The 25,289-nt window shown below is 69.2% G+C and carries 22 protein-coding genes; 17 read left to right on the top strand and 5 right to left on the bottom strand.

The annotated features are described in order from the left end of the window. Nucleotides 1-39 precede the first annotated feature (39 nt). Entirely contained in the window at nt 40-1,296 is a 1,257-nt protein-coding gene (gene cobA, locus TBIF_RS21180) for a uroporphyrinogen-III C-methyltransferase (RefSeq protein ID WP_051461697.1), read from the top strand. Continuing rightward, on the top strand, nt 1,296-2,762 hold the full coding sequence (locus tag TBIF_RS21185; protein WP_024796740.1) for a DHA2 family efflux MFS transporter permease subunit: 1,467 nt from the start codon (nt 1,296-1,298) through the stop codon (nt 2,760-2,762). The genes cobA and TBIF_RS21185 overlap by 1 nt, the downstream gene beginning before the upstream one ends. Nucleotides 2,763-3,087: 325 nt before the next feature. Here TBIF_RS21185 and yaaA read toward each other — a convergent pair whose 3' ends face one another. Then, nucleotides 3,088-3,831 carry a peroxide stress protein YaaA gene (gene yaaA / locus TBIF_RS21190; RefSeq protein WP_024796741.1) on the bottom strand — a complete coding sequence of 248 codons (744 nt, stop codon included), beginning with the start codon at nt 3,829-3,831 and terminating at the stop codon, nt 3,088-3,090. 54 nt (nt 3,832-3,885) lie between these two features. Between yaaA and TBIF_RS21195 the strand changes: the two genes are divergently transcribed. Continuing rightward, nucleotides 3,886-5,631, top strand: a complete 1,746-nt coding sequence (locus TBIF_RS21195; RefSeq protein WP_024796742.1) for a proline--tRNA ligase — start codon at nt 3,886-3,888, stop codon at nt 5,629-5,631. 118 nt (nt 5,632-5,749) lie between these two features. On the opposite strand, the gene TBIF_RS26360 is transcribed toward TBIF_RS21195, so the two are convergent. The 3 genes from TBIF_RS26360 to TBIF_RS21210 form a co-directional block, all read right to left on the bottom strand. Then, nucleotides 5,750-6,295, bottom strand: a complete 546-nt coding sequence (locus TBIF_RS26360; protein WP_235174918.1) for a PDDEXK-like endonuclease domain-containing protein — start codon at nt 6,293-6,295, stop codon at nt 5,750-5,752. A 538-nt stretch (nt 6,296-6,833) separates the two neighbouring features. Further along, nucleotides 6,834-7,307 (bottom strand): ferritin-like domain-containing protein, encoded by a 474-nt coding sequence (locus TBIF_RS21205; protein ID WP_084611829.1) that lies wholly within the window; start codon nt 7,305-7,307, stop codon nt 6,834-6,836. Next, on the bottom strand, nt 7,304-7,849 hold the full coding sequence (locus TBIF_RS21210; RefSeq protein ID WP_024796745.1) for a hypothetical protein: 546 nt from the start codon (nt 7,847-7,849) through the stop codon (nt 7,304-7,306). The genes TBIF_RS21205 and TBIF_RS21210 overlap by 4 nt, the downstream gene beginning before the upstream one ends. Nucleotides 7,850-8,052: 203 nt before the next feature. Between TBIF_RS21210 and rimP the strand changes: the two genes are divergently transcribed. From rimP to truB, 10 genes are all read left to right on the top strand, one after another. Further along, complete coding sequence (gene rimP, locus TBIF_RS21215) at nt 8,053-8,685, top strand: ribosome maturation factor RimP (protein WP_024796746.1); 633 nt, start codon at nt 8,053-8,055, stop codon at nt 8,683-8,685. Further along, on the top strand, nt 8,682-9,707 hold the full coding sequence (gene nusA, locus TBIF_RS21220; RefSeq protein WP_024796747.1) for a transcription termination factor NusA: 1,026 nt from the start codon (nt 8,682-8,684) through the stop codon (nt 9,705-9,707). Before rimP ends, nusA begins: the two co-directional genes overlap by 4 nt. Nucleotides 9,708-9,786: 79 nt before the next feature. Further along, on the top strand, nt 9,787-10,092 hold the full coding sequence (locus TBIF_RS25120) for a YlxR family protein (RefSeq protein WP_084611830.1): 306 nt from the start codon (nt 9,787-9,789) through the stop codon (nt 10,090-10,092). Between the two features lie 201 nt (nt 10,093-10,293). After that, a complete protein-coding gene (gene infB, locus TBIF_RS25125; RefSeq protein ID WP_024796748.1) occupies nt 10,294-13,269 on the top strand; it encodes a translation initiation factor IF-2 in 2,976 nt (991 codons plus the stop codon). Between the two features lie 114 nt (nt 13,270-13,383). Continuing rightward, a complete protein-coding gene (gene rbfA / locus TBIF_RS21230) occupies nt 13,384-13,869 on the top strand; it encodes a 30S ribosome-binding factor RbfA (protein WP_024796749.1) in 486 nt (161 codons plus the stop codon). A gap of 2 nt (nt 13,870-13,871) precedes the next feature. Next, a complete protein-coding gene (locus tag TBIF_RS21235) occupies nt 13,872-14,846 on the top strand; it encodes a DHH family phosphoesterase (RefSeq protein WP_024796750.1) in 975 nt (324 codons plus the stop codon). A 5-nt stretch (nt 14,847-14,851) separates the two neighbouring features. Further along, nucleotides 14,852-16,192, top strand: coding sequence for an MATE family efflux transporter (locus TBIF_RS21240; protein WP_024796751.1), 1,341 nt, complete (start codon nt 14,852-14,854; stop codon nt 16,190-16,192). Nucleotides 16,193-16,206: 14 nt separating this feature from the next. Then, a complete protein-coding gene (locus tag TBIF_RS21245) occupies nt 16,207-17,148 on the top strand; it encodes a metallophosphoesterase family protein (protein WP_024796752.1) in 942 nt (313 codons plus the stop codon). Next, the gene (locus tag TBIF_RS21250; protein ID WP_024796753.1) at nt 17,145-17,843 is read left to right on the top strand and encodes a 4'-phosphopantetheinyl transferase family protein; all 699 of its coding nucleotides are present in this window, start codon (nt 17,145-17,147) and stop codon (nt 17,841-17,843) included. Before TBIF_RS21245 ends, TBIF_RS21250 begins: the two co-directional genes overlap by 4 nt. 9 nt (nt 17,844-17,852) lie before the next feature. Continuing rightward, nucleotides 17,853-18,773 (top strand): tRNA pseudouridine(55) synthase TruB, encoded by a 921-nt coding sequence (truB, locus tag TBIF_RS21255; RefSeq protein ID WP_024796754.1) that lies wholly within the window; start codon nt 17,853-17,855, stop codon nt 18,771-18,773. A gap of 108 nt (nt 18,774-18,881) precedes the next feature. On the opposite strand, the gene TBIF_RS21260 is transcribed toward truB, so the two are convergent. Next, nucleotides 18,882-19,598 carry a metal-dependent transcriptional regulator gene (locus TBIF_RS21260; protein WP_024796755.1) on the bottom strand — a complete coding sequence of 239 codons (717 nt, stop codon included), beginning with the start codon at nt 19,596-19,598 and terminating at the stop codon, nt 18,882-18,884. A gap of 100 nt (nt 19,599-19,698) precedes the next feature. On the opposite strand from TBIF_RS21260, the gene TBIF_RS21265 reads away from it, so the two are divergent. From TBIF_RS21265 to TBIF_RS21280, 4 genes are all read left to right on the top strand, one after another. Beyond that, nucleotides 19,699-20,688, top strand: coding sequence for a bifunctional riboflavin kinase/FAD synthetase (locus TBIF_RS21265; RefSeq protein WP_024796756.1), 990 nt, complete (start codon nt 19,699-19,701; stop codon nt 20,686-20,688). Between the two features lie 144 nt (nt 20,689-20,832). Then, nucleotides 20,833-21,102: a 30S ribosomal protein S15 gene (rpsO, locus tag TBIF_RS21270; RefSeq protein WP_024796757.1), complete on the top strand. Its 270-nt coding sequence runs from the start codon at nt 20,833-20,835 to the stop codon at nt 21,100-21,102. A gap of 541 nt (nt 21,103-21,643) precedes the next feature. Further along, nucleotides 21,644-23,932: a polyribonucleotide nucleotidyltransferase gene (locus TBIF_RS21275; protein WP_024796758.1), complete on the top strand. Its 2,289-nt coding sequence runs from the start codon at nt 21,644-21,646 to the stop codon at nt 23,930-23,932. After that, a complete protein-coding gene (locus TBIF_RS21280; protein ID WP_038172216.1) occupies nt 23,925-25,280 on the top strand; it encodes a M16 family metallopeptidase in 1,356 nt (451 codons plus the stop codon). Before TBIF_RS21275 ends, TBIF_RS21280 begins: the two co-directional genes overlap by 8 nt. Nucleotides 25,281-25,289 lie beyond the last annotated feature (9 nt).

Here is a 25,289-nt window from a genome sequence, read left to right on the forward strand (position 1 = left end):
CAATACTCATGGGCCGCGAGGACCACCCGAGGAGATGCAGTGTCGACCACCCCAGGGACCACAACCCCAGTGTCCGCAACCGAGTCCGCGTACCTGGTGGGGCTGAACCTCGTCGGCAAGCGCGTCGTCGTCGTCGGCGGTGGTTCGGTGACCCAGCGCCGGCTGCCGCTGTTGATCGAGTCCGGCGCTCATATCCAGGTGATCGCACCGGCCGTGACTCCGGCCGTCGAGGCGCTGGCGGACTCCCGCCAGATCGAACTGCTAAGCCGCGCCTATAGCCACGGGGATCTGGCGCAGGCCTGGTACGTCATCGCCGCGACGGACGACGCCGACGTGAACGCGGCCGTTGTCGCGGAGGCGGACCGGCTGCGGGTGTTCTGTGTGCGGGCCGATCTCGGCTCGGCGGGCAGCGCGGTCACCCCCGCGACGACGAGGCACGACGGCGTCACGCTCGGCATCCTCGCGGGCGGGGACCACCGGCGATCCGCGGCGCTGCGCACAGCCCTCTCGGAGGCGCTGAGCACCGGCGCGGTGGACGACTCCGCGGAGCCGATGGCCGCGGGCGTCGCGCTCGTGGGCGGTGGCCCCGGCGACCCCGAGCTGATCACGGTCCGCGGCCGACGCCTCCTGGTGCGGGCCGACGTGGTGATCACCGACCGCCTGGGCCCGGCCTCGCTGCTGGGGGAGCTGGGCGCGGGCGTCGAGGTCATCGACGCGTCCAAGATCCCGTACGGCCGCGCGATGGCGCAGGAGCGGATCAACGAGCTGCTGATCGAGCACGCGCGCGCGGGCAAGTTCGTCGTCCGGCTCAAGGGCGGGGACCCGTACCTGTTTGGCCGCGGCTTCGAGGAGCTCATCGCGCTGACCCACGCCGGCATCCCCGTGACCGTGGTCCCCGGAATCACCAGCGCGCTCGCCGTGCCGGCCGCCGCGAACGTGCCTGTCACCCACCGCGGCATCACCCACGAGCTCACGATTGTCAGTGGCCACCTGCCCCCCGGACACCCTGACTCCCTGCTGGACTGGGACGTGTTGGCCAAGCTCAACGGCACGATCGTGCTGATGATGGGCGTGGGCAAGCTGAAGCTGTTCACTGACGCCCTCATCGCCGGCGGCCGCGACGCCGCAACCCCGGTGGCCATCATCCAGGAGGGCACCACCGCCCAACAGCGCGTCCTGCGCGCGGACCTGGCGACCATTGCCGAGCGGGTCGAGCAAGAGCAGATCAAGCCGCCCGCCATCACCGTCATCGGCGCCGTGGCCGGCCTGGCGGACCTGCTCGGTGGTCTGGGCTGATGCGCGAACTCACGACCCGGGCGTTCGGCATGGCCATCGTGGTGCTGGGCTCGCTCCAGCTCATGGTGGTGCTCGACGGCACCGTGGCAAACCTTGCGCTCGCCCGCCTGCAGGCGGACCTGGGCCTGAGCGACAGCGGCCGCACCTGGGTGCTCACGTCCTATGCGCTAGCGTTCGGCGGCCTCATGCTGCTGGGTGGCCGGCTCGGCGACGTGTTCGGCCGCAAGAGGATGTTCATCGTCGGCGTCGCGCTGTTCACCGTGGCCTCGCTGCTCTGCGGCATCGCGGTGAACGAGACGATGCTGCTCGCGTCGCGGGCGTTCCAGGGCGTCGGCGCGGCCATCGCGTCGCCGACGGCCTTCGCACTGGTGGCCACCACGTTCGCGCCCGGCAAAGCCCGCAACCAGGCCATCGCGATCTTCGCGGCGATGACCGGCCTGGGCTCCGTCGCGGGCCTGGTGATCGGCGGGGCCCTGACGCAGGTGTCCTGGCGGTGGATCTTCTGGATCAACGTGCCGATCGGCATCGTCATCGTCGCGCTGGCCTTCGTGGCCCTGCACGAGTCGGAGAACGCCAAGCGGATCACCCTCGACGTGCCCGGCGCGGTGCTGGCCACGGTCGGCTGCACCGCAGTGGTGTTCGGCATGATGGAGGGCATCAATATCGGCTGGACCAGCCCGGTGATCATCGGGTCGCTGGTCTTGGGCATCTTGACGCTGGGGTTGTTCCTCTATGTGGAGCGCACCGCGAACAACCCGCTGTTCCCGTTCGTCCTGTTCCGCAACCCCAACCGAGTCGCCGCCCTCGTGGCGATCTTCTTCGCGGGCGCGATGCTGTTGTCGATGACGATGTACGTGGCCCTGTTCGTCCAAGACCTGCTCGGCTACTCGCCGCTCACCGCGGGCCTGGCGTTCATCCCGTTCGCGGTCGGCATCGGCGCGGGCGCCCAGATCGCCTCCAAGCTCACGCTGAGCGTCCAGCCGCGCTGGGTGGTCCTCGCCGGCTCCGCGCTGATGGTCGTCGGCCTGCTCTACGGCTCCACCCTCGACGGCTCCGCGGATTACCTGACCGACCTGCTGCCACCCACGATCGCCATCGGCCTGGGTGTCGGCCTAGCGCTGGTGCCCCTGCCCCTGTGCGCCATCGCCGGGGTCGGCCCGTCGGAGATCGGCCCGTTGACCGCGATCGGCACCGTCGCGCAGACCCTGGGCGGACCCCTGGGCATCGCGATCATCAGCGTGTTCGCCACGTCCCGCACCATCGCCGACGGCGGCTCCGTGGACATCAAGGTCGCCGAGATGAGCGACTACCAACTGATCGCCCTCGGCAATGGCTACACCTTCGCCTTGGTGGGGTGCGCTGCCGCGGCGGCCCTGGCAGGGGTGGCGGCGCTGTTCATGCGGTTCACCCCCGCGGACATCGCGGAGGCGCAGGCGGCAGAGAAGGCCGCGCAGCTCGCGGACTGATCTCCCCGCCGCACTTCCCCCGCCGCACTTCTCCGCCTCGCCCCCGTAACTTGACCTGGCCCCCGTTGCAACGTCAGCGAGGACACGTTGCGGGGGCGAACTCGCCTCGCGGCGATCCATCCGCCAACGGCCGCACGGTGTTGACTGACTGCGGCTGAGCGCCTATGTGAAGCTCAGCCCGATCGCGTATGGGGGCAGCGCGATGCTGCCCAGGCCCGCACATGACCTGCTCCCGCGAGTTCGCTGCGGCTTCGTGGAGGCACTGAGGTTGCAACGACGGCGGATCAACGAAGCGACGGCGTACTCGGCAGCGGAGGCGGCAGCATCAAGTCAGGATGACCAGTTCACGTTCCGACGCGATCTCCACCCGCAGCCCGGCCTTCTCCGCGACCCGGGCCACACCCTTGAGGTCCGTGGGCTCCGCGCGCGTGATCGTCAGCGCGCGGGCCAGCAGCCCCTTGTGATGTTTGTTGAAGTGGCTCACCACCGATCGGCTGCCATCGGGCTTCTCCGTGAGCACCGTCGCGATGACGGACTCCTTGAGTGGGCCCAGCTGCTGGTAGGAGCCCGAGCGTAGGTCCACGATCAGCCCGCCGTCGGCCTCCGCGCGGATCGCGTCGGGCAACTCCGTGCGCCATACCGAGGCCAGTGTGCCGAAGCCCGGCAGCTTGGAGTTGCCGGAGAGCCGGTAGGCGGGGATGGGGTCGCCCGCGCGGATCGTGCCAAATAGCGCAGAGCCAATGCCCAAGCGCTGCAGGGCCTTCGAATGCTGGGCCTTGGTGAACGTTTTGGCATCGAGGGCGTCGAACAGCACGCCGGTATAGCGGCGCAGGGCGGGGGAGGTGGGGGAGACCCACAGCTTCGCATTGCGCTCGATCTCGTCGGCCTGCGTGGGGCCCAGGCCCAGCGCGGCCTGCGAGGCCTCCGCGTCGGCCGCGAGCTCGACCAGCGCGTTGGCCAGGATCTCCCGCGTCGCGGTCAGGCCCGGCATCGAGAGCTCGGCGAGGTCCAGCGGCGCGTCGGCGCCATCGGTGGACTTGGTTTCGGAGGGAGGCAATAAGACCAACACAGATGCCAAGGCTACCGACGCGTCCGCGCGAGGCACCGACTAGGCTGGACCACCGTGATCACCCGTCTTTCAGAGCTGTTCCTGCGCACCCTCCGCGACGACCCGGCCGACGCCGAGGTTCCCAGCCATAAACTGCTGGTGCGAGCCGGCTATGTCCGGCGCATCGCGCCCGGCATCTACTCCTGGCTGCCGCTGGGCCTGCGCGTGCTGCGCGAGGTCGAGCGTGTGGTCCGCGAGGAGATGGACGCGATGGGCGCGCAGGAGATTTTGCTGCCCTCGCTCTTGCCCCGCGACGCCTACGAGACCTCCAACCGCTGGACGGAATACGGCCCGGACCTGTTCCGCCTCAAGGACCGCCGCGGCAACGACTACCTCCTGGGCCCCACCCACGAGGAGATGTTCACGCTCACCGTCAAGGCCGAGTACAACTCGTACAAGGACTTCCCGGTCACGCTGTACCAGGTGCAGAACAAGTACCGCGACGAGCAGCGCCCCCGCGCCGGCATCCTGCGCGGCCGCGAGTTCCTGATGAAGGACTCGTACTCCTACGACCTCACCGACGAGGGCCTCGCCGCGTCCTACCAGGCGCACCGCGACACCTACGAGCGCATCCTGCAGCGGCTGAACATTAAGTACGTCATCGTCGCCGCCACCTCCGGCGCCATGGGCGGCAGCGCCTCCGAGGAGTTCCTCGCGGAGAGCCCGATCGGCGAGGACACCTACGTCCGCTGCCTCGAGTCCGGCTACGCCGCGAATGTCGAGGCCGTCACCACCCCGGCGCCCGAGGCCATTCCGTTCGACGGACTGCCCGACGCGTCCGTGCACGAGACTCCCGGCGCCACCACCATCGACACTGTCGTCGCGTGGGCTAACACCGCGAGTCTCGGCCGCACGATCACCGCCGCGGACACCCTGAAGACCCTCGTCGTCAAGACCCGCGTGCCGGGCGGCGAGTGGGAGCTGCTCGGTGTCGGCATCCCCGGCGACCGAGAACTGGATGAGAAGCGCCTCGAGGCCGCGCTCGAGCCCGCCGAGTTCGTCATGATCACCGAGGGCGATTTCACGAAGAACCCGTTCCTCGTCAAGGGCTACATGGGCCCGAAGGCGTTGCTGGAGAACGGTGTCCGCTACCTCGTCGACCCCCGCGTGGTCGACGGCACCAGCTGGATCACCGGCGCGGACGAGGACGGCAAGCACGTTGTCGGCCTCGTCGCCGGCCGCGACTTCACCCCGGACGGCACCATCGAGGCCGCCGAGGTGCGCGACGGCGACCCCTCGCCCGACGGCGCTGGCCCGCTGGTCGCCGCCCGCGGCATCGAGGTGGGCCACGTGTTCCAGCTCGGCCGCAAGTACACCGACGTGTTCGAACTCGATGTGCTAGGCGAGAACGGCAAGCCCGTGCGCCCGACGATGGGCTCCTATGGCATCGGCGTATCCCGCCTGGTCGCCGTCATCGCCGAGCAGATGCACGACGAGAAGGGCCTGTGCTGGCCCGCCGAGGTCGCGCCCGCCGACGTGCACGTGGTCATCGCGAACAAGGACGAGACCGCCCGCGCCGGTGCCGAGGAGCTTGCCGCCGCCCTCGACAAGGCCCGCGTCCGCGTTATCCTCGACGATCGCAAGTCCTCGCCCGGCGTGAAGTTCAAGGACTCCGAGCTGCTGGGCATCCCGCAGGTCGTGGTCGTCGGCCGCGGCTGGGCCGAGGGCAACGTGGAACTGCGCGACCGCTTCACCGGCGAGGCCCGCGAGGTGCCCGCCGCCGAGGCGCTCGAGACGGTGCTGGCCGCGATCCGCGGTTAGGCCTCTGGGGGCTGGGCCTGCGAGGGCTGGGCGCTGATGCCCTCGCGAACATGAAGAAGATCCGCTGTCCTCTCGGGCGATGGCGGATCTTCTTCATGTTGGCGGCCGTCGCAGAGGGTCAGATATCCGCCCCCGCCGCCCGGAGCTCGACGCGGACGTTCTCCACGACCTCCGTCGGGTCTTCTCGGAGCAACTCGGAGTTGACCCGCACGATTCGCCAGCCAAGCCTGTTCAGCTGGGTATACCGGCGAATATCCTTGGTGCGGCGATGTTCGGCAGACCAATGTCCCTCGCCGTCGTATTCGACGGCAACACGCCAGCGGTCCCACCCCAGATCACATCGAGCGACGAACCGGCCGAGCTTGTCGAACACATGCACCTGCGTGGACGGGCGTGGAAGTCCAGCGCGTACCAGCACCAACCGTGTTCGCGTCTCGGCGGGTGACTCGGCACCCGCGTCAACGTGGCTCAAAACGCTGCGCAACTGGCGAATGTTCCGTGCACCTGGATGAGCTTGAGCCACCGCAGTGATCGCCTCCACCCGCAACTTTCTTGCGTGGCATAGCGCGTCAACCATCTCGATCGCATCATCGTGTCCGAGCCATCGCCCGAGGTCGAAGGCAGTCCTGGCGGCACTTGTCACCCTCATCCCGTCGATGGTCACGACCTCGCCGGGCAACAGCGAGTCCGACCGGACCCGGATCCCCGGCACAGACCGGAGATTTGCCCGCCGGATCGCCTCAGCCGGCCGGTCGGAGTCCACCCACTTGGACCCGTGCAGAGCGGCGGCCGAAAGACCCGCCAGCACTCCGTTGTCGCCAAGCCAGAGCCACGCGGCTTGCGCTCGCAATATCGCAGACGCGCAGGACCGTCGGTGGACATATACGTTGCGGTGCAGCTTGCGAAAGAATCGCAGTTCATGCTTGCCCAGCCCGCTCGAGCTTCCCAGAAATGGCCTATCGAACTCCCCCATGGAGACATCGTGGCAGCGCCCACACTCCCCGCATGGCCTGGAATGCCGGAATAATGGCAGTTATCCACAGGCCCGGGCCACGAATTTCGCCGCGAACATGAAGAAGCTCCGCCGCGCTCTCGGGCGATGGCGGATCTTCTTCATGTTCGCGGCTGTCTGGCCAGCGGCTGTCTGGCCAGCGGCTGTCTGGCCAGCGGCTGTCTGGCCAGCGGCAGCAGCCAGGCGAGAGTCAGACTGGCTGTCCCGGGAACGGCGTCGTCGGGGGCGTGACGCCCAGGGCTATTCGCCAGTTCCCGGCGCGGACGGCAGAGTCGGTGAGGTTGTCGATCGCAATCCCACGCACAGGCTCGGAGTCTGCGTGCTCGAGCGCGGAACGCCAGGCGGTCGCGGCGTCCTCCTCGACCGTCACCGCGAGCTGCGCGGCGGAGGCCGGATCCGTCACGGGGAACGGCACGGTGTAGCCGGCCGCGGCAGCGGGAACCACCGCACCGCCTGCAGCCAACATTGCCGCAGTGGCGTCGCGGCGGGCACGGTGGGCGGCGGCGTGCACCGCGACCTGATCACGCCGGCTCGCATTGCCATACGCGGTGATGAGGCCATAGGAGTAGACGGCGGCGTGCTCGGCCTCCAACGCGACGCCGAGGGCGGCGATATCGTTCTCGGACAATGGTTCTCCCGCCGGTGTGGGGGTGGGTGTGGTCACGGCAGGAGCACCTCGTTCTGGGCGGCGCACGCGGCGCTGATGGATCCGGCGAGTCCCGCCCGATAGCCGGAGTCGGTCCGGGCAGCGTCGGCCGCGCCGCGTTGGGCGTTCGCCAACGCGGTACGCAGGCCGTCGAGCGTCGGCGGGGGAGATGGCGGGGACTGGGTCTGCCCTGGGTCGGGCTCGGGGGCAGGGGTGGTGGGACCGTTGGCCCGAACGAGCTCGGTCTCCAGCGCGTCCGCGTGGGCAGCGCGCTCGGCGGCGACGGTGGTGAGCGCAGGTGCCTGGTCAGGCAACTGGACCGAGAGCTGGGTGGCGGTCTCGGCGTCGGCGCGCGCGGCCGCGGCCATCGCGATGAGGGGGTCGGGGGCGGACGGTTCGTTGGTGCCGATCGTGCACCCGCCGAGCGCGGCGGAGCCCGTGACCGCCGCCAGGCCAAGGCCGAGCCCGAGACCGGAATTGCGGAGGGCCGTCCGCCGGGAGAATCTGCGGGCCAGCGGGGTGGCGAGGGGGGCGGGGGCATGTGATGAGGACGACTGCACAGTGGACAGTCTGCCAGTCTCGGCAGGCTACTCTTGACAACTGTGCCGGGTGCGGCGCGAGCGGGATGATCTCGACTACGCTGAGCCGATCGAGATCGCCGTCGAGCACGAGTAATACCGTGCGCGCCGGACTGGGTCGTGCTCGTCGCGGCCAGACCCAACCCCCGATTTTTTTGCCCAAACCTGAAGCTAGGAGCGCTCCGATGCCAGTGCCCACCAGAGACAAGGTGGTCGAGCTGCTGAACGAGCCTGTCCGCCTCGCAGGCTATGACCTCGAGGACGTCGAGGTCACGCAGGCCGGCAAGAAGAGCATCGTCCGCGTGATTGTCGACTCTGATGCCGGTCTGGCCCTCGATGCCATCGTCACGCTGACGCGGCTGGTCTCCGACCACCTCGACACGGAGAAGTCCTTCGGCGAGGCCCCGTACACCCTCGAGGTCACCTCGCCCGGCGTGAGCCGTCCGTTGACCGAGCCCCGGCATTGGCGCCGGGCACGGGGCCGCAAGGTCGAGGCAGTCGTGACGGCAACCGGCGCGGAGCCCGAGACGATCAGCGCGCGGATCGGGCGCGTGCACGGCGAGGGCGGCGAGACCCCCCAGGTGGACCTCGTGCTGCCGAGCCAGTCGGCCAAGGTGGGCCCGGCCGTGCGCAAGGTGGCGCTCGCCGAGGTGTCGAACGCGGTGGTGCAGGTGGAATTCGGGAAGGTCGACCCCCGCGAGCTGGAGCTTGCCGGCGGCGTCCAAGCGGGGCGCGAAAGCACGGGCACTGTAGATCTGGAAGCGGCAGAGGATGCCATCGCCGACTCGGGCGAGGCAGCTAAGGAGAATGACAAATGAATATTGACTTGAACGCACTGCGCGCCATCGAGCAGGAGAAGAACATCCCGCAGGGCGCTGTCCTCGCGGCGCTCGCAACCGCTTTGATGACCGCCTACAAGCACACCGTGGGCCACGAGTCGAACGCCCGCATCGACATTGACCAGAAGAATGGCTCCGTCCGCGTCATGGCACGCGAAGTAGACGAGGACGGCAACCTCATCTCCGAGTGGGACGACACCCCCGAGGGCTTCGGCCGCGTCGCCGCCACCACAGCCCGCCAGGTCATTCTGCAGCGCCTGCGCGATGCTGAGAACGAGAAGACGTTCGGCGAGTTCGCCATGCACGAGGGCGAAATCGTCGGCGGCGTCATCGTCCGGGACACCGGCGCCAACGCGCGCGGCATGGTCATCGTGCGCATCGGCAATGACGCGCACGGCATCGAGGGCGTGCTACCCCAGGCCGAGCAGGTGCCAGGGGAGAGCTACGAGCATGGCGACCGCATCAAGTGTTATGTGATTGGTGTCACGCTCGGTGCGCGGGGCCCCCAGATCACGCTCTCGCGCTCGCACCCGAACCTCGTGCGCAAGCTGTTCGCGCTCGAGGTCCCGGAGATCGCGGACAACTCGGTCGAGATCGCGTCGGTCGCGCGCGAGGCCGGCCACCGCTCCAAGATCGCCGTCCACTCCGCCGTCGCCGGCCTCAACGCCAAGGGCGCCTGCATCGGCCCGATGGGGCAGCGCGTGCGCAACGTGATGAGTGAACTCGCAGGTGAGAAGATCGATATCATCGATTATGACGAGGATCCGGCCACGTTCGTGGGCAATGCGCTGTCCCCGTCGAAGGTCGTCTCGGTGACGGTCGTGGACGAGCTGGCACGGGCAGCCCGTGTCGTGGTGCCGGACTTCCAGCTGTCGCTGGCAATCGGCAAGGAGGGCCAGAACGCCCGCCTCGCCGCCCGTCTCACGGGCTGGCGCATCGACATCCGCAGCGACGCGGAGGTTATCGACCCCGAGACCGGCGAGCCCGTCCCGGAGTCCTGAGCCTCGGATCAGGGGCGCGCCCGACCTCGGGAGCGCCGTCAGGTTAGCCAGACAGCGACAAAGAGCGGTAGACTGCCAAATGGCCCAGCACGAAGGACTCGCAGCCACAGATCCAGCACCGGGAATCCCGGTGCGGACCTGCATTGGCTGCCGGGTTCGGACGCTGAGCTCCGATCTGCTCAGGCTGGTGGCAGTGCCGGGCGCAACCTCCGGGTTCGCGCTGGCGCCAGATCCAGCCAGAAGGTTGCCCGGTCGGGGTGCGTGGTTGCACCCCAACGCGGAGTGCCGGAAGTTGGCAGAAAGGCGTCGCGCATTCGGGAGGGCACTGCGGGTACAGGGAGACTTGGACCTGAGCGCCCTCGATAGCCGGATCGGGGCGGAATAGGAAACAGCGTCGGTCATGCGCCACCAGGGCGGATGGTCACGGCTTCGGCCGTCGACGTGAACACACGCGAGAACGACCTCTTGAGAAGGACAATACAGAAAACTCATGAGCACACCGTGAAGCACCAGCGATGATCGTCCATCGGAGTTAACCCGAGGTCGTGCGGGCATTGGCCGCTCGACCTCACCAGTGAGGAGAGCAGTGGCAGGCAAGGCCCGCGTGCACGAGTTGGCTAAAGAGCTCGGTGTCACCAGTAAGGAAGTTCTCGCCCGGTTGAAGGACCAGGGCGAGTTTGTGAAGTCCGCATCGTCGACGGTGGAAGCACCCGTCGCACGCCGACTCCGCTCATCATTCGAACCGTCCGGTGGAGCATCCGCCGCCGAGACGCCCACCCCGGCGGCGGCGAAGCCCGCAGCCAGCGAGAAGCCGGCAGCAGCGCCTAGCGCAGCCAAGCCCGGTGCGCCGAAGCCCGCGGCCGCAGCGCCCAGCGCAGCGACGCCCGGCGCCGCAACCCCCAGCTCGGCGAAGCCCGGCGGCCCCCGCCCCGGACCGAAGCCGGCAGCGGCGGCGACGCCGATCCCGGCAACACCGGCGCCGGCAGCCCCTGTGGCCGCCAAGCCTGCGACCCCGACGCCGAAGGCCACCCCGGCCGCGGCGCCTGCTGCGGCGAAGTCCGCCGCGGCGTCCCCCATGCCGGGTGCGCCCAAGCCGAAGCCCGTGGTCCAGCACGCGACCCCGCAGCCTCCGGTCGAGTCGGCCCCGGCCGCGGAAGCCGCAGAGAAGCCCGGTCCCGGCGGTCCCAAGCCCGGCCCGCGCGCTCCGCGTGTCGCGAATAACCCCTATTCCTCGGCACCCGCGCCGCGTCCGGCATCGCGTCCCGCGCCGGGTCAGGGCGGTGCCCGTCCGGCTCCCGGCGCCGGCGGTGCCCGTCCGGCGCCTGGCGCAGGTGGACCTCGTCCGGCTCCCGGTGCAGGTGGACCTCGTCCGGCTCCCGGTGCCGGCGGTCCTCGCCCGTCTCCCAGTGGCATGCCTCCGCGCCCGAACCCCGGTGCGATGCCCTCCCGTGCGGCTAAGCCCGCCGGTGCGGGTCGTCCCGGACCGGGCGGTCGTCCCGGCCCCGGCGGCGCCGGTGGCCGTGGTGGTCCCGGCGGCGGCGCTGGCGGCGGCGGCGGTTTCCGTCCCGGTGGCGGCGCTCCCGCTGGTGGGCCTCCCGCAGGTGGTGGCTTCCGCGGTCGCGGTCGCGCCCCCGGTCGTGGCACCACGGCCGGTGCATTCGGCCGTCCCGGAGGCGCGCCTCGTCGCGGACGCAAGTCGAAGCGGCAGAAGCGTCAGGAATACGACTCCATGCAGGCGCCCGCCGTTGGCGGCGTCAGGTTGCCTCGCGGCAACGGCGAGACGATCCGTCTTGCCCGTGGCGCCTCGCTCTCGGACTTCGCGGACAAGCTTGACGCGAACCCGGCAGCGCTGGTCCAAGCCCTGTTCAACCTCGGCGAGATGGTCACCGCGACGCAGTCGGTTCCCGACGAGACGCTGGAGCTGCTCGGCTCGGAGATGAACTACGTCGTCCAGGTCGTCAGCCCCGAGGACGAGGATCGCGAACTGCTCGACAGCTTCGACCTCACCTACGGCGAGGATGCCGGTGGCGAGGACGATCTGGAGCAGCGTCCGCCGGTGGTCACGGTCATGGGTCACGTCGACCACGGCAAGACCCGCCTGCTGGACTCGATCCGCAAGGCGAACGTGGGCGAGGGTGAAGCCGGTGGCATCACCCAGCACATCGGCGCGTACCAGGTCATGACGCACCTCGAGGGTGTCGACCGCCTGATCACGTTCATCGATACCCCCGGTCACGAGGCGTTCACCGCCATGCGTGCCCGTGGCGCCCAGGCCACTGATATCGCGATCATCGTGGTGGCGGCGGACGACGGCGTCATGCCGCAGACCGTCGAGGCCATCAACCACGCCCAGGCGGCCGGTGTCCCGATCGTCGTGGCCGTGAACAAGATCGACAAGGAGGCGGCGGATCCCCTGCGGATTCGCAGCCAGCTGACCGAGTACGGCCTGGTCGCGGAGGACTTTGGTGGCGACACCATGTTCGTCGACATCTCCGCGAAGCAGGGCCTGCACATCGACGAGCTGCTGGAGGCCGTGCTGCTGACGGCGGACGCGTCGCTGGACCTGCGGGCCAACCCGAACATGGACGCCCAGGGTGTCGCCATCGAGGCGCACCTCGACCGCGGCCGTGGCCCGGTGGCCACCGTGCTCATCCGTCGCGGAACGCTCCGTGTCGGCGACTCGATCGTGGCGGGCGACGCGTATGGCCGCGTGCGCCGCATGATCGACGAGAACGGCGATGACGTCATCGAGGCGTACCCGTCGCGTCCCGTCCAGGTCGTCGGCTTCACGTCGGTCCCCGGCGCAGGCGACAACCTGCTCGTGGTCGACGAGGACCGCATCGCCCGGCAGATCGCAGACCGTCGCAACGCTCGCAAGCGCAACGCGCTGGCGGCCCGTGGACGCAAGCGCATCAGCCTGGACGATCTGGATGCGGCGCTCAAGGAGACGAGCCAGCTCAACCTGATCATCAAGGGCGACAACTCCGGCACCGTCGAGGCCCTCGAAGAGGCCCTGGTCGGGTTGGAGATCGACGACGAGGTCGAGCTGCGCATCGTCGACCGCGGTGTCGGTGCAGTCACCGAGACCAACGTCAACCTGGCGACGGCGTCGAACGCGATCATCCTCGGGTTCAACGTCCGCGCCGAGGGCAAGGCAACGGAGCTGGCGAACCGCGAGGGCGTCGACATCCGTTACTACTCGGTGATCTACCAGGCGATCGACGAGATCGAGGCCGCGCTCAAGGGCATGCTCAAGCCGGTCTACGAGGAGCACGCGCTCGGCCAGGCCGAGATCCGCGCGATCTTCAAGTCGTCGAAGCTGGGCAACATCGCCGGTTGCATGGTCACGAAGGGCTCGGTTCGCCGCAACAGCAAGGCGCGGTTGATCCGTGACGGAGCGGTGATTGCCGAGACGATGAGCGTGACGTCGCTGCGGCGTGAGAAGGACGACGCCACCGAGGTCCGCGAGGGCTTCGAGTGCGGTATGACGGTGTCGTACTCTGACATCAAGATCGGCGATATTGTCGACACCTACGAGTTGCGCGAGGTTCCGCGCGACTAATGGTCGACGGTAGTTAGGCATTGATCTGATCCGGTGCGCACGTGGCGAGCTAGTCGCGTGCGCACCGGATCGATCGCTTTAGAACCACCAGCGAGTACGAGGAGTGGAATCAAGATGGCTGATCCGGCACGGGCGAGGAAGCTCGCCAAGCGCATCGGCACGATTGTCGCGTCGGCGATCCAGACCGAGATCAAAGACCCCCGACTGGCCTACGTCACAATCACCGACACCAGGGTGACCGCAGACCTGCACGACGCCACCGTCTACTACACGGTGATGGGCGACAGCGTGGAGGCGGAGCCGGACATGGAGTCGGCTGCGGCGGCGTTGGAGAAGGCCAGGGGCGCCCTGCGCACCCGCGTCGGCGCCGGCACCGGGGTGCGCTTCACCCCGACGCTGACCTTCGTGGCGGACACCGTGCCAGACGCGGCCCGCCACATGGAGGAGCTGCTGTCCCGGGCGAAGGCCAAGGACGCGGAGGTCGCGGCCGTCGCGGCCGGGGCTAAGCCGGCGGGCGAGGCGGATCCGTATAAGTCGGATGACACCGACGTGGAGGACGAGCTCGACGGCGCGGCCGCGGACACCGAAGGCTCCGAATAACGATGGGCGATCAGCACAGCACGGTCAGTGTGGAAGAGACCGCAGCCAAGATCCAAGCGGCTGCCGCCGTGACCGTGCTGTGCCACGTCCACCCCGACGCCGACACGATGGGCAGCGCGCTCGCCTTGGCGATCGCGCTGCACCGCGCGGGCACCCCCGTGCAGGTGTCGTTCCCGGAGCCGCATGAGCTGCCGAGGTCTCTGGAGCTGTTGCCTCGGCGCGACCTCGTGGTGCCGCCGGCGGCGCTGCCCGACGCCGCCGAACTTTTGGTCGTGGTCGATTGCAGCAGCGCCGACCGATTGGCCGGATTGTCCGGCCAGATAGCGGCGTCGGACACCACTTTGGTGATCGACCATCACCGGACCAACACTTTCTTTGGCGATCTGCACTATGTGGACGCCGACGCGCAGTCCACGACCGTCCTCATCACGCGGGTGCTTGACGCGCTGGGCGTAGAGATCGACGCGGACATCGCGACCTGCCTGTACGCGGGGCTCGTCACCGACACCGGCGGTCTGCGCTGGGCGAACCCCGAGTCGCTGCTACTGGCGGCCCGGCTGCTCGGCACCGGGATCAACGGCGCGGAGCTGCTGCGCGGGCTGATGGACACCCACCCGTTCGCGTGGCTGCCAATGCTGGGCGCCGTGCTAGGCCGCGCGGAGCTGGAGCCCGCCGCCGCCTGCGGACTGGGATTAGTGCACACCGTCGTCCTGCACACCGACGTCGCCGGCGTCGCGTGGGAGGAGATCGAGTCAGTCGTGGACATCGTGCGCACCTCCGCCGAGGCCGAGGTTGCCGTGGTCCTCAAGGAGCAGGGAGAGCAGCGCTGGACCGTGTCGATGCGGTCCAAGGGCTTGATCAACGTCGCCGAGGTGGCACTGAAGCTTGGCGGCGGCGGGCACGCCGCGGCGGCCGGGTACTCCGCGACGGGCACCAGAGACGACGTGCTGGCCGCCCTGCGGTCGGTTCTTGGGTAGCGCCGTTGAGTAGCCAGGTCTCCGACGAGGTCGCACCCGGCGTCACGCTGCGGGGCTTTCTCACGCTCGCCCTGCCAGCACTCGGCGTGCTGGCGGCAGAGCCGCTGTACCTGCTGCTTGACGTCGCAGTGGTGGGCCGCCTCGGGGCCGACGCGCTGGCCGGGCTGGCGATGGGCGCCCTGGTGCTTGGCCTCGTCAGCACTCAGCTCACGTTCCTCAGCTACGGCACGACCGCCCGCGCCGCGCGCATGTTCGGCGCTGGCCGCCGTGGGGACGCCGTGAACGAGGGCGTGCAGGCCACGTGGATGGCCGTCGTGATTGGCACGGTGCTCGCCGCCGCGGTGTTCACGACGGCGAGCCCATTGTTGTCCCTGCTCGCCGGGGACGGCGAGATCGCCGCGGACGCCGGGCAGTGGCTGCGGATCGCGATCCTGGGCACGCCCCTGATCCTCATCACCCTCGCCGGGAACGGCTGGATGCGCGGGGTGCAGGACACAATGCGGCCGCTGCGCTGCGTGCTCGCAGGATTGGCCGTGTCCGCGGTGCTGTGCCCCGTCCTGGTCTTCGGTCTGCTGGGCGCGCCCGAGTGGGGCCTCGCGGGCTCCGCGGTGGCGAATCTCGTGGGCCAGGTGCTTGCGGCGGCGTTGTTCATCTGGGCCCTCGTGGCGGAGCGGCAGTCGCTGGCCCCGCAGTGGCCGGTCATGCGGGCCCAGCTGTCGATGGCCCGGGACCTGGTGCTGCGCAGCTTGGGCTTCCAGGCCTGCTTCCTCTCGGCGGCGGCCGTCGCCGCCCGGTTCGGTGCTCCGGCGCTGGCCGCGCACCAGGTGGTGCTGCAATTGTGGAACTTCATCACTCTCACACTGGACTCGCTGGCTATCGCAGCGCAGGCCATGATTGGGGCGGCCCTCGGCGCGGCGCAGGTCACGCATGCGCGGCGCTTGGCCTGGCGGATCACCGGCTGGTCGCTGGGGCTGGCGGCGGCGTTGGCGGCGGCGATCGCGCTCCTCGCGCCGGTCCTGCCGAAGGTGTTCACCGATGACGGTTCGGTGCTCGCGGAGATCGGCTCCGTGTGGTGGTTGTTCGCGCTGCTGATCCCGCTCGGCGGCGTCGCGTTCGCCCTGGACGGGGTGCTGCTCGGTAGCGGCGACGTCGCGTTCCTGCGCACCGCGACCCTGGCCAGCGCGGTCCTCGGGTTTCTCCCGCTGATCTGGCTGTCGCTTATGCTCGGCTGGGGCCTGACCGGCATCTGGTGGGGCCTGGTGCTGTTCATGGCCCTGCGCGTGGTGGCCGTCCTGTGGCGCACCGCGTCGGGCAAGTGGGCCGTCCCCGGTAGCGTCCGGGCCTGAGTAGATAGGGAGTACTGGTGGCAAAGTTATTCGCGGTCAGCGACCTGCACGTGGGGCACCGCGGCAACCTGCCCGTCATCGAGGGGCTGCGGCGGGAGGGCCCGGACGACTGGCTGATCGTGGCGGGCGACGTCGCCGAGCGCACCGAAGAGATCCGGACGAGCCTGGAACTGCTGGCCAAGCGGTTCGCGAAGGTCATCTGGGTGCCCGGCAATCACGAGCTGTGGACGACCGTGAAGGACCCGGTGCAGCTGCACGGCGTCGAGCTCTACGACTACTTGGTGGAGATGTGCCGGGAGATCGGCGTCGTCACCCCCGAGGACCCGTATCCGGTGTGGGAGGGCGACGGCGGGCCTGCCGTGATCGTCCCCATGTTCCTGCTCTACGACTACTCCTGGCTGCCCGACGGCGCCGCGGACAAGGCCGCAGGTCTGGAGATCGGCCGGGAGAGCGGCGTCGTCGCCACCGACGAGTTCTTGCTCTCGCCCCAGCCCTACGGCAGCCGTGAGGCCTGGTGCCGGGCGCGGGTGAAAGAGACCAGGACCCGCCTCGACGCCCTCGACCGCTCGCTGCCGACGGTCCTGGTGAACCACTTCCCGCTGGTGCGTGAGCCCACGCGGGTGCTCATCCACCCCGAGTTCGCGATGTGGTGCGGCACCGATGCCACCGCGGCCTGGCACGTGCGCTACCGGGCGGTCTGCGCCGTCTACGGGCACCTGCACATCCCGCGCACCACCTACTACGACGGCGTCCGCTTCGAGGAGGTCTCCGTCGGCTACCCGCGGGAGTGGCGCCAGCGTGGGCTGCCGGAGCCGGTCCTGCGGCAGATCCTGCCGGCCCCGGTCTACCCGCCCGGCGCGCTGAACAAGTGGGGCGGGCACTTCCACGTCAGCGAGGAGCAAGAGGCGGAGATGGAGCGCCTGCGGGCCAGGCTGGCGAAGCGGGGTTCGGCGTGATTGGGGAGATCCTGCCGCCCGGTGTCGAGTCCGCCGAGCTGTTCCACGATCCGGCGGATCTCGGCCTGTTCCCCGAGGAGCGCGCCCAGATCGCGCGCGCCGTCGACAAGCGCCAGCGCGAGTACGCCAGCGCCCGCCACTGTGCCCGCGCGGCCATGGGGCGGCTGGGGCTGGACCCCGTGGGCATTCTCAAGGACGAGAAGGGCGCGCCGCAATGGCCCCGCGGGATCGTGGGGAGCATGACCCACACCGAGGGGTATCGCGCTGCGGCAGTGGGGTTCTCGATGGGGATGCGCTCGGTGGGTATCGACGCCGAGCAGCACGCGCCGCTGCCGAGCGACGGCGTCCTCTCCTCGGTGAGCCTGCCGGCTGAGCGGGAGTGGTTGGCGGCGGCGGGGTCGGGGGAGAGCTCCGGTTCGGGTCCAGGAGAGGGGGGTGTGCACTGGGACCGGCTCCTGTTCAGCGCCAAGGAATCGACCTATAAGGCCTGGTACCCGCTCACCGAGCGCTGGCTCGGATTCGAGGACGCGCACATCACCTTTTCCCTTGTTCACGAGGGCGACAGCCCGGCCGGCACGTTCCATTCGCGGCTGCTGGTGCCGGGCGGAACCCTGGCGGGCGACGAGCTCACGGGGTTCGACGGCCGCTGGGTGGTGCGCGGCGGGTTAGTGGTCACGGCCATCGCCGTGATCTAATTTGCCCCTGTGTCCGCACCTGGAAAGAAACCACCCTCCGGCCTCATCGGCGCCGGGCTGCTCATCGTCGACAAACCGGCCGGGCTGACCAGCCACGATGTGGTAGCGCGGTGCCGCAAGCTGTTCAAAACCCGACGCGTGGGCCACGCTGGCACCCTCGACCCGATGGCGACGGGCGTGCTGGTCCTGGGTATCGAGCGCGCCACCAAGCTACTTGGCCTGCTGGCCCTGACGACCAAGTCCTATACGGCGACAATCCGGTTGGGCCAGTCGACCACCACCGACGACGCGGAGGGCGAGGCCTCCGGCGGTGCGCCGGCCCATGAGATCGCCGAGGAGGACTGGCGGGCCGAGATCGCGAAGCTGACCGGCTCGATCTCCCAGGTCCCGTCCACGGTCTCCGCCATCAAGATCGACGGCCAGCGGGCGCATAAGAGGGTGCGCGACGGCGAGGAGGTCGTGATCCCGGCGCGGGACGTCATGGTCGACCGCTTCGAGGTCCTCGGCACCCGTGTGGTGGGCGAGTACCTGGACCTGGACGTGGAGGTCGACTGCTCGTCGGGCACCTACATCCGGGCGCTGGCCCGCGACATCGGTGCGGCGCTCGGCGTCGGCGGCCACCTGACCGTGCTGCGGCGCACCCGGGTGGGGCCGTTCGGCCTCGACGGCGCCCGCACGCTGGACGAATTGGCGGAGCACGCGGAGGTCAACCTGCCCATCGACGAGGCGGTGCGCACCGCGTTCCCGCTGCGCGATATCAGCGCGGACGAGGCGGAGGCGATCAGCCAGGGGCGTTGGCTCGAGACGGTGGGTATCAAGGGCGTCTACGGCGTGGTGGATCCGGGGGGCAACGTCATCGCGCTGCTCAAGGAGGAGGGCCGCCGCGCCGCCTCCGTGCTGGTGGTGCGGCCGGCCACGCTGCGGGACTAGGGCCGGATCGGCACCGGCTTCGCGAGTTCGCCGCGGCTTCCCAGGCGCGCCGTCGCTGCAACGGGGGCCGGTCCGCAGAGCGGCGGCGAACTCGGGGATCGAGTCCGGCTAGCTCTCGACCAGGTCGATCAGCCAGATAGCCTCGGCGGCCGACTGGCCCAGCTCCACCGGCGGCGCGTCGGGGTCCTGCCCGGCCACGCGCACTGAGATGGTGCCCGCGAAATCGCGCCGCTCCAGGACTGCGAGCCCCACATCGGGCGCGATGCCCAGCGCGTCGAAGTAGCGCAGCAGATCCGGCTGCTCGTCCGAGATCCGGGTAATGGTCCCGCGCATGCCGGCACCCAATTCCACCAGGCGCTGTCCCTCGATCTGCGGGAGCGTCCCGTCGGCGCACGGGATCGGGTCGCCGTGCGGGTCGCGGCTGGGATAGCCCAGCTTCGCGTCGATCCGCGCGATCATCAGGTCCGAGACCGCGTGCTCGAGGACCTCAGCCTCGTCATGCACCTCGTCCCAGCCGTAGTCGAGCTCGCGGACCAGGAAGGTCTCGATGAGACGGTGCCTGCGCACCATCGCCACCGCTGCGGCGACGCCGGCCTCGGTCAGGGTGATCGCGCCGTAGCGGACATGATCCACAAGGCCCTGGTCGGCGAGGCGGCGCACCGCCTCGGAGACGGTGGAGGGGGCCAGGCCCAGCCGGTCTGCCAAGACTTTTGACGACATGGGCTGCGCGGACCACTCGCTGGCGGTCCAGATCACCTTCAGGTAATCCTGGGCTGCGGTAGTCAAGGCGGGGGCCGGGGCGGGGGTCTCAGATTGGTCGGACATCACCCCTAAGCCTAGAGCCATAGCCTCGGCTAACCTACTTTCCCACGACGGGGTGTCCCCACGGGCCGCGGTGCGCAGGTCGCGACGTAGAATCCGAACCGTGCTGAAGTGGCGAGGACTAGATGACATCCCGGCCGATTGGGGGCGCTGTGTCGCCACGATCGGGGTATTCGACGGCATTCATCGGGGGCATCGAGAGCTGATCTTCGCCGCAGTGCAGTCCGCACGGGCGAAGGGCGTGAAGTCGGTCCTGGTGACCTTCGACCCGCACCCGTCCGAGGTGGTCCGCGCAGGCAGCCATCCGGCGCAGCTCAGCTCGCTGTCCCGGCGCGCGGAGTTGGCGGGGGAGTTGGGCGTCGACGTGTTCTGCGTGCTGCCCTTCAACCAGGAGCTCTCGCGGCTGGCGCCGGAGCGGTTTGTGCACGAGATCCTCGTGGAGCGGCTGCATGTCGCGGAGGTCGTCGTCGGCGCGAACTTCACCTTCGGGCACAAGGCAGCCGGCGACCTGAAGATGCTCACCGAGTTCGGCCAGCGCTTCGGCTTCACCGTGCAGGGGGTGGGCCTGCTCGCGGAGGATGCGGTGACCGTCTCCTCCACCTATATCCGCTCCTGCGTGGCGGCCGGCGACGTCGCGGCCGCACGCCAGGCTCTGGGCCGTCCGCACCGGGTGGAGGGCGTCGTCGTCCGCGGCGAGCGCCGCGGCCGCGACCTCGGCTATCCCACCGCCAACGTGGACTCTCCGGTGCACGCGGCGATCCCGGCTGACGGCGTCTACGCCGCCTGGTTCACCCGCTTCGGCTACGAGGCGCCCGAGGCGGCGTTGACCTCCGGGGTGGCGTATCCGGGCGCGGTCTCGGTGGGCACCAACCCGACGTTCTCCGGCCAGACCCGCACGGTCGAGGTGTTCGTGCTCGACGCGGACGCCGATCTCTATGGCCAGCACGTCGCGGTGGACTTCGTGCAGCGGCTGCGGGGGATGGTCAAGTTCGACTCCATGGAGGCGCTGATCACCGCCATGGACGCGGACGTCGTGAAAGTTCGCGAGGTCCTGGCGGCGGACAAAGCGGCGGGCGACGCGGCTCAGGGCTGATTTCCGGGGCTGGTAGAGTGGGTCAGCGGTGTGGCTGTGGTTCGCGGCGGCTGCACCGATCTCCCGACTAGATCTTTGCCCCGGCAGGTGTCCAGGCGGTGGATATACACAGAGCGCGGACCACAATGAGCAGGAGAATCTCCAGTGGCATTGACCACCGAAGAAAAGAAGCAGGTCCTTTCGGAGTACGGCCTCCACGAGACCGACACGGGCTCGCCCGAGGCGCAGATCGCGATGCTGACCAAGCGCATCACGGACCTCACCGAGCACCTGAAGATGCACAAGCATGACCACCACTCGCGTCGTGGCCTGCTGCTGCTGGTCGGCCGTCGTCGTCGTCTGCTCAAGTACTTGCAGCACGTCGAGATCGCGCGTTACCGCTCGCTCATCGAGCGTCTGGGACTGCGTCGCTAGTTTGCTAGCGATACCAGCGCGAACTGCGCGTGCACGACTGTTCTGAGGGGCCCGTCGCCATCTGGTGACGGGTCCCTCAGCGCGTGTATGGGCCCGCAGGCGGGGCCTGATGGTACTGTTTTGCTTGGCTCGGCCGAATCCATCGACGCTTCGCCGCGGAACAGTACGGCCCGTGGCGATCGTCGACAGTGCATCGTGGCGAGCCGGAATATGTGGCCAGCCCGATGATCGGGTCGGCCAATTGAGATACCGACCCGACAACTCCACAGCTCAGCCCGAGTAACAACCCCAAGAACACCACCACGTCGCACAACGGCAACGGATGGTCCTCGGTGGTGGTTATCGGAGCGTAGGGGGGCCACGCGTTTCTGGGACTCTTGGTTTTTAAGAACACGAGTCCAGGCGCGGCAATGCCCTCACGAGCGCATCCGATGGCTTCGATCGACGACCTCCGCGGCGCACGACGGCAATGCAGATCACGAGGATCTCGCATCCGGTGCTGACGTCGGAAAAGACAACAAAGAGGACGAGAAGAGAATCTATGTCAGACAACGAATACTTGGATGAGGGTGTGCACGAAGCCACCGCCATCATCGACAACGGTGCCTTCGGCACCCGCAACATCCGCTTCGAGACCGGCCGCTTGGCCCAGCAGGCCGCTGGCGCCGTGGTCGCGTACCTCGACGAGGAGACCATGCTGCTCTCGGCCACCACGGCCGGCAAGCACCCGAAGGACCACTTCGACTTCTTCCCGCTGACGGTGGATGTCGAGGAGCGCATGTACGCCGCGGGCCGCATCCCCGGCTCGTTCTTCCGTCGCGAGGGCCGCCCCTCCACGGACGCGATCCTCACCTGCCGCCTGATCGACCGCCCGCTGCGCCCGACCTTCGTCGAAGGCCTGCGCAACGAGATCCAGGTCGTCGTCACGGTGATGAGCCTGAACCCGAACGACCAGTACGACGTCGTCGCGATCAACGCCGCGTCCGCCTCCACGCAGATCGCGGGCCTGCCCTTCAACGGCCCCGTCGGCGCTGTGCGCGTCTCGCTGATCACGTCGCTGGAGAACCCGGCCGGCCAGTGGGTCGCGTTCCCGACCGTCTCGCAGCTTGCGGACTCCGTCTTCAACCTCGTCGTCGCCGGCCGGATCGTCTCCGGCTCCGGCAAGGATGCCGACGTCGCGATCATGATGGTCGAGGCGGGCGCGAGCGACACCGTCATCGCCCAGATCGCCGCCGGCGCGACGGCCCCCACCGAGGCCGTCGTCACGCAGGGCCTCGAGGCCGCCAAGCCGTTCATCGCGCAGCTGTGCGAGGCGCAGAAGGAGCTGGCCGCGAACGCTGCCAAGCCCACCGGCGACTTCCCGCTGTTCCCCGCCTACCAGGCGGACGCATACACCGCGGTCGAGGCCGCGGCGACCGCGAAGCTCTCCGACGCGCTGTCCATCGCGGGCAAGCAGGATCGCGATGACCGCACCGACGAGATCAAGGCCGAGGTCCTCGAGGCCATCGGCGGCGATTTCGAAGGCCGCGAGAAGGAGATCGGCGGCGCGTTCCGCGCGCTGACCAAGAGCCTCGTGCGCCAGCGGATCCTCAAGGACCACTTCCGCATCGACGGCCGCGGCATCGCCGACATCCGCTCGCTCTCCGCCGAGGTCGCGCTCATCCCGCGCACCCATGGCTCCGCGCTGTTCGAGCGTGGCGAGACCCAGATCCTGGGCGTCACCACCCTCGACATGGTCAAGATGGCGCAGCAGATCGACTCGCTCGGGCCGGAGACGTCCAAGCGGTTCATGCACCACTACAACTTCCCGCCCTACTCGGTCGGCGAGACCGGCCGCGTCGGCTCCCCGAAGCGCCGCGAGATCGGCCACGGCGCCCTCGCAGAGCGGGCCATCCTGCCCGTGCTGCCGAGCCAGGACGAGTTCCCGTACGCCATCCGCCAGGTCTCCGAGGCGCTGGGCTCCAACGGCTCCACGTCGATGGGCTCCGTCTGCGCCGCGACCATGTCGCTGCTCAATGCCGGTGTGCCGTTGCGTGCGTCGGTGGCTGGCATCGCCATGGGCCTGGTCTCGGATCAGGTGAAGAACGAGGCCGGGGAGTCCGAAACGAAGTTCGTCGCGCTGACCGACATCCTCGGCGCCGAGGATGCCTTCGGCGACATGGACTTCAAGGTCGCGGGCACCAAGGACTTCATCACGGCGCTGCAGTTGGACACCAAGCTCGACGGCATCCCCTCCGACGTGCTGGCCGGCGCCCTGACGCAGGCCAAGGACGCGCGTCTGACGATCCTCGAGGTCATGGCCGAGGCCATCGACGCGCCGGATGAGATGAGCCCCTACGCTCCGCGCGTGACGGCCATCAAGGTTCCCATCGACAAGATCGGCGAGCTGATCGGGCCGAAGGGCAAGATGATCAACTCGATCACCGAGCAGACCGGCGCCAACATCTCCATCGAGGATGACGGCACCGTATTCGTCGGCGCCACGGACGGCCCGTCCGCGCAGGCCGCCATCGACATGATCAACGCCATCGCCAACCCGCAACTCCCGAAGGTGGGCGAGCGTTTCCTGGGCACGGTCGTCAAGACCACTGCCTTCGGCGCGTTCGTCTCGCTGCTCCCGGGCCGCGACGGGCTGGTGCACATCTCCAAGCTGGGCAACGGCAAGCGCGTCAGCAAGGTCGAGGACGTCGTGAACGTGGGCTCCAAGATCCGCGTCGAGATCGCCGACATCGACAACCGGGGCAAGATCAGCCTGGTGCCCGTCGAAGACGGCGCGGACGCCTCCGCCGAAGCAGAGGCTCCCGCAGACGCCGAGGCGTCCGCTGAGTAGCAGTTTCGCGCAGTCCTACAGGGGCTCCCCGGTCATTGACCAGGGAGCCCCTGTGGGCGTTCGGCGGACAGTGCTGCCGGGCGGACTGCGCGTCGTCACAGAGCATGTGCCGGGGGTGCGCTCGGCGTCGGTCGGCGTGTGGGTCGGCGTGGGCTCGCGTGACGAATCGGCCTCGGTGGCCGGCGCCGCGCACTTCCTCGAGCACCTGCTGTTCAAGCGGACACCGACGCGCACCGCCACAGACATCGCCGAGTCGGTCGATGCCATCGGCGGCGAGCTCAACGCGTTCACCACCAAGGAGTACACGTGCTTCTACGCGCACGTGCTCGACGAGGATCTGGCGCTGGCGGTGGACGTCGTGGCGGACGTCGTGCTGCGCGGGCGCTGCGATACCGATGACGTCGAGCTCGAGCGCGGTGTGGTGCTCGAGGAGATCGCCATGCGCGACGACGATCCCGAGGACCTGGTCGCAGACCTGCTGACCACCTCGCTCTTCGGCGACCACCCGCTGGGCCGGCCGGTGATCGGCACGGACGAGTCCATCGAGGCGATGACCCGGAACCAGATCCACTCGTTCCACAAGCGCCGCTACCAGCCTCGCCGCATGGTCGTCGCAGTCGCCGGCAACGTCGACCACGACGTCGTGGTGGAGCTGACAAGGCTCGCGTTCGCGGATGCGATCACCGGTCCCGGCGCCGACGGCGTGGAGCCGGATCGATGCCGGGGCGGGAAGGCCAGGTTCACGGGCCGCCCGCAGGTGCTGGTGCGCCCGCATGACGGTGAGCAGGTGCACCTGAGCCTCGGCGTACGCACCCTCGGCCGGCACGATCCGGGGAGCCGTTGGGCGCTGGCCGTGCTCAACCACGCGGTGGGCGGCGGCCTGAGCTCGCGGCTGTTCCAAGAGATCCGCGAGCTACGCGGCTTGGCGTACTCGGTGTACTCGAGCGTGGACACCTTCGCGGACGCCGGCGCGTTCTCCGTGTACGCGGGTTGCCAGCCGGAGAACGTCGGCGAGGTCGCCGCGCAGATCCGGGCGGTGCTCGAGGATGTGCGCGAGAACGGCCTCACCGAGCAGGAGTGTGCCCGCAGCCGCGGCGCGCTGCGCGGGGGCCTGGTGCTGGGTCTGGAGGACTCCAACTCCCGGATGAACCGCATTGGCGGGAGCGAGCTGAACCTGGGCCGGCACAGCTCCGTCGCGGGCTCGCTGGATCGGATCGCGGCGGTGACGTCGGAGGACGTGTCCGCGATGGCGGCCCGGTTGCTGGCCAAGCCGCTCGGCGGCGTCGTGCTCGGGCCCTATGAAGGTGTGGCGGACCTGCCATCGGAGCTACGCGCGATGGTGAGCTGACCAGCCGGG

It is taken from the genome of Tomitella biformata AHU 1821, from assembly GCF_000524475.1.
In the GTDB taxonomy this organism is placed as follows: domain Bacteria; phylum Actinomycetota; class Actinomycetes; order Mycobacteriales; family Mycobacteriaceae; genus Tomitella; species Tomitella biformata.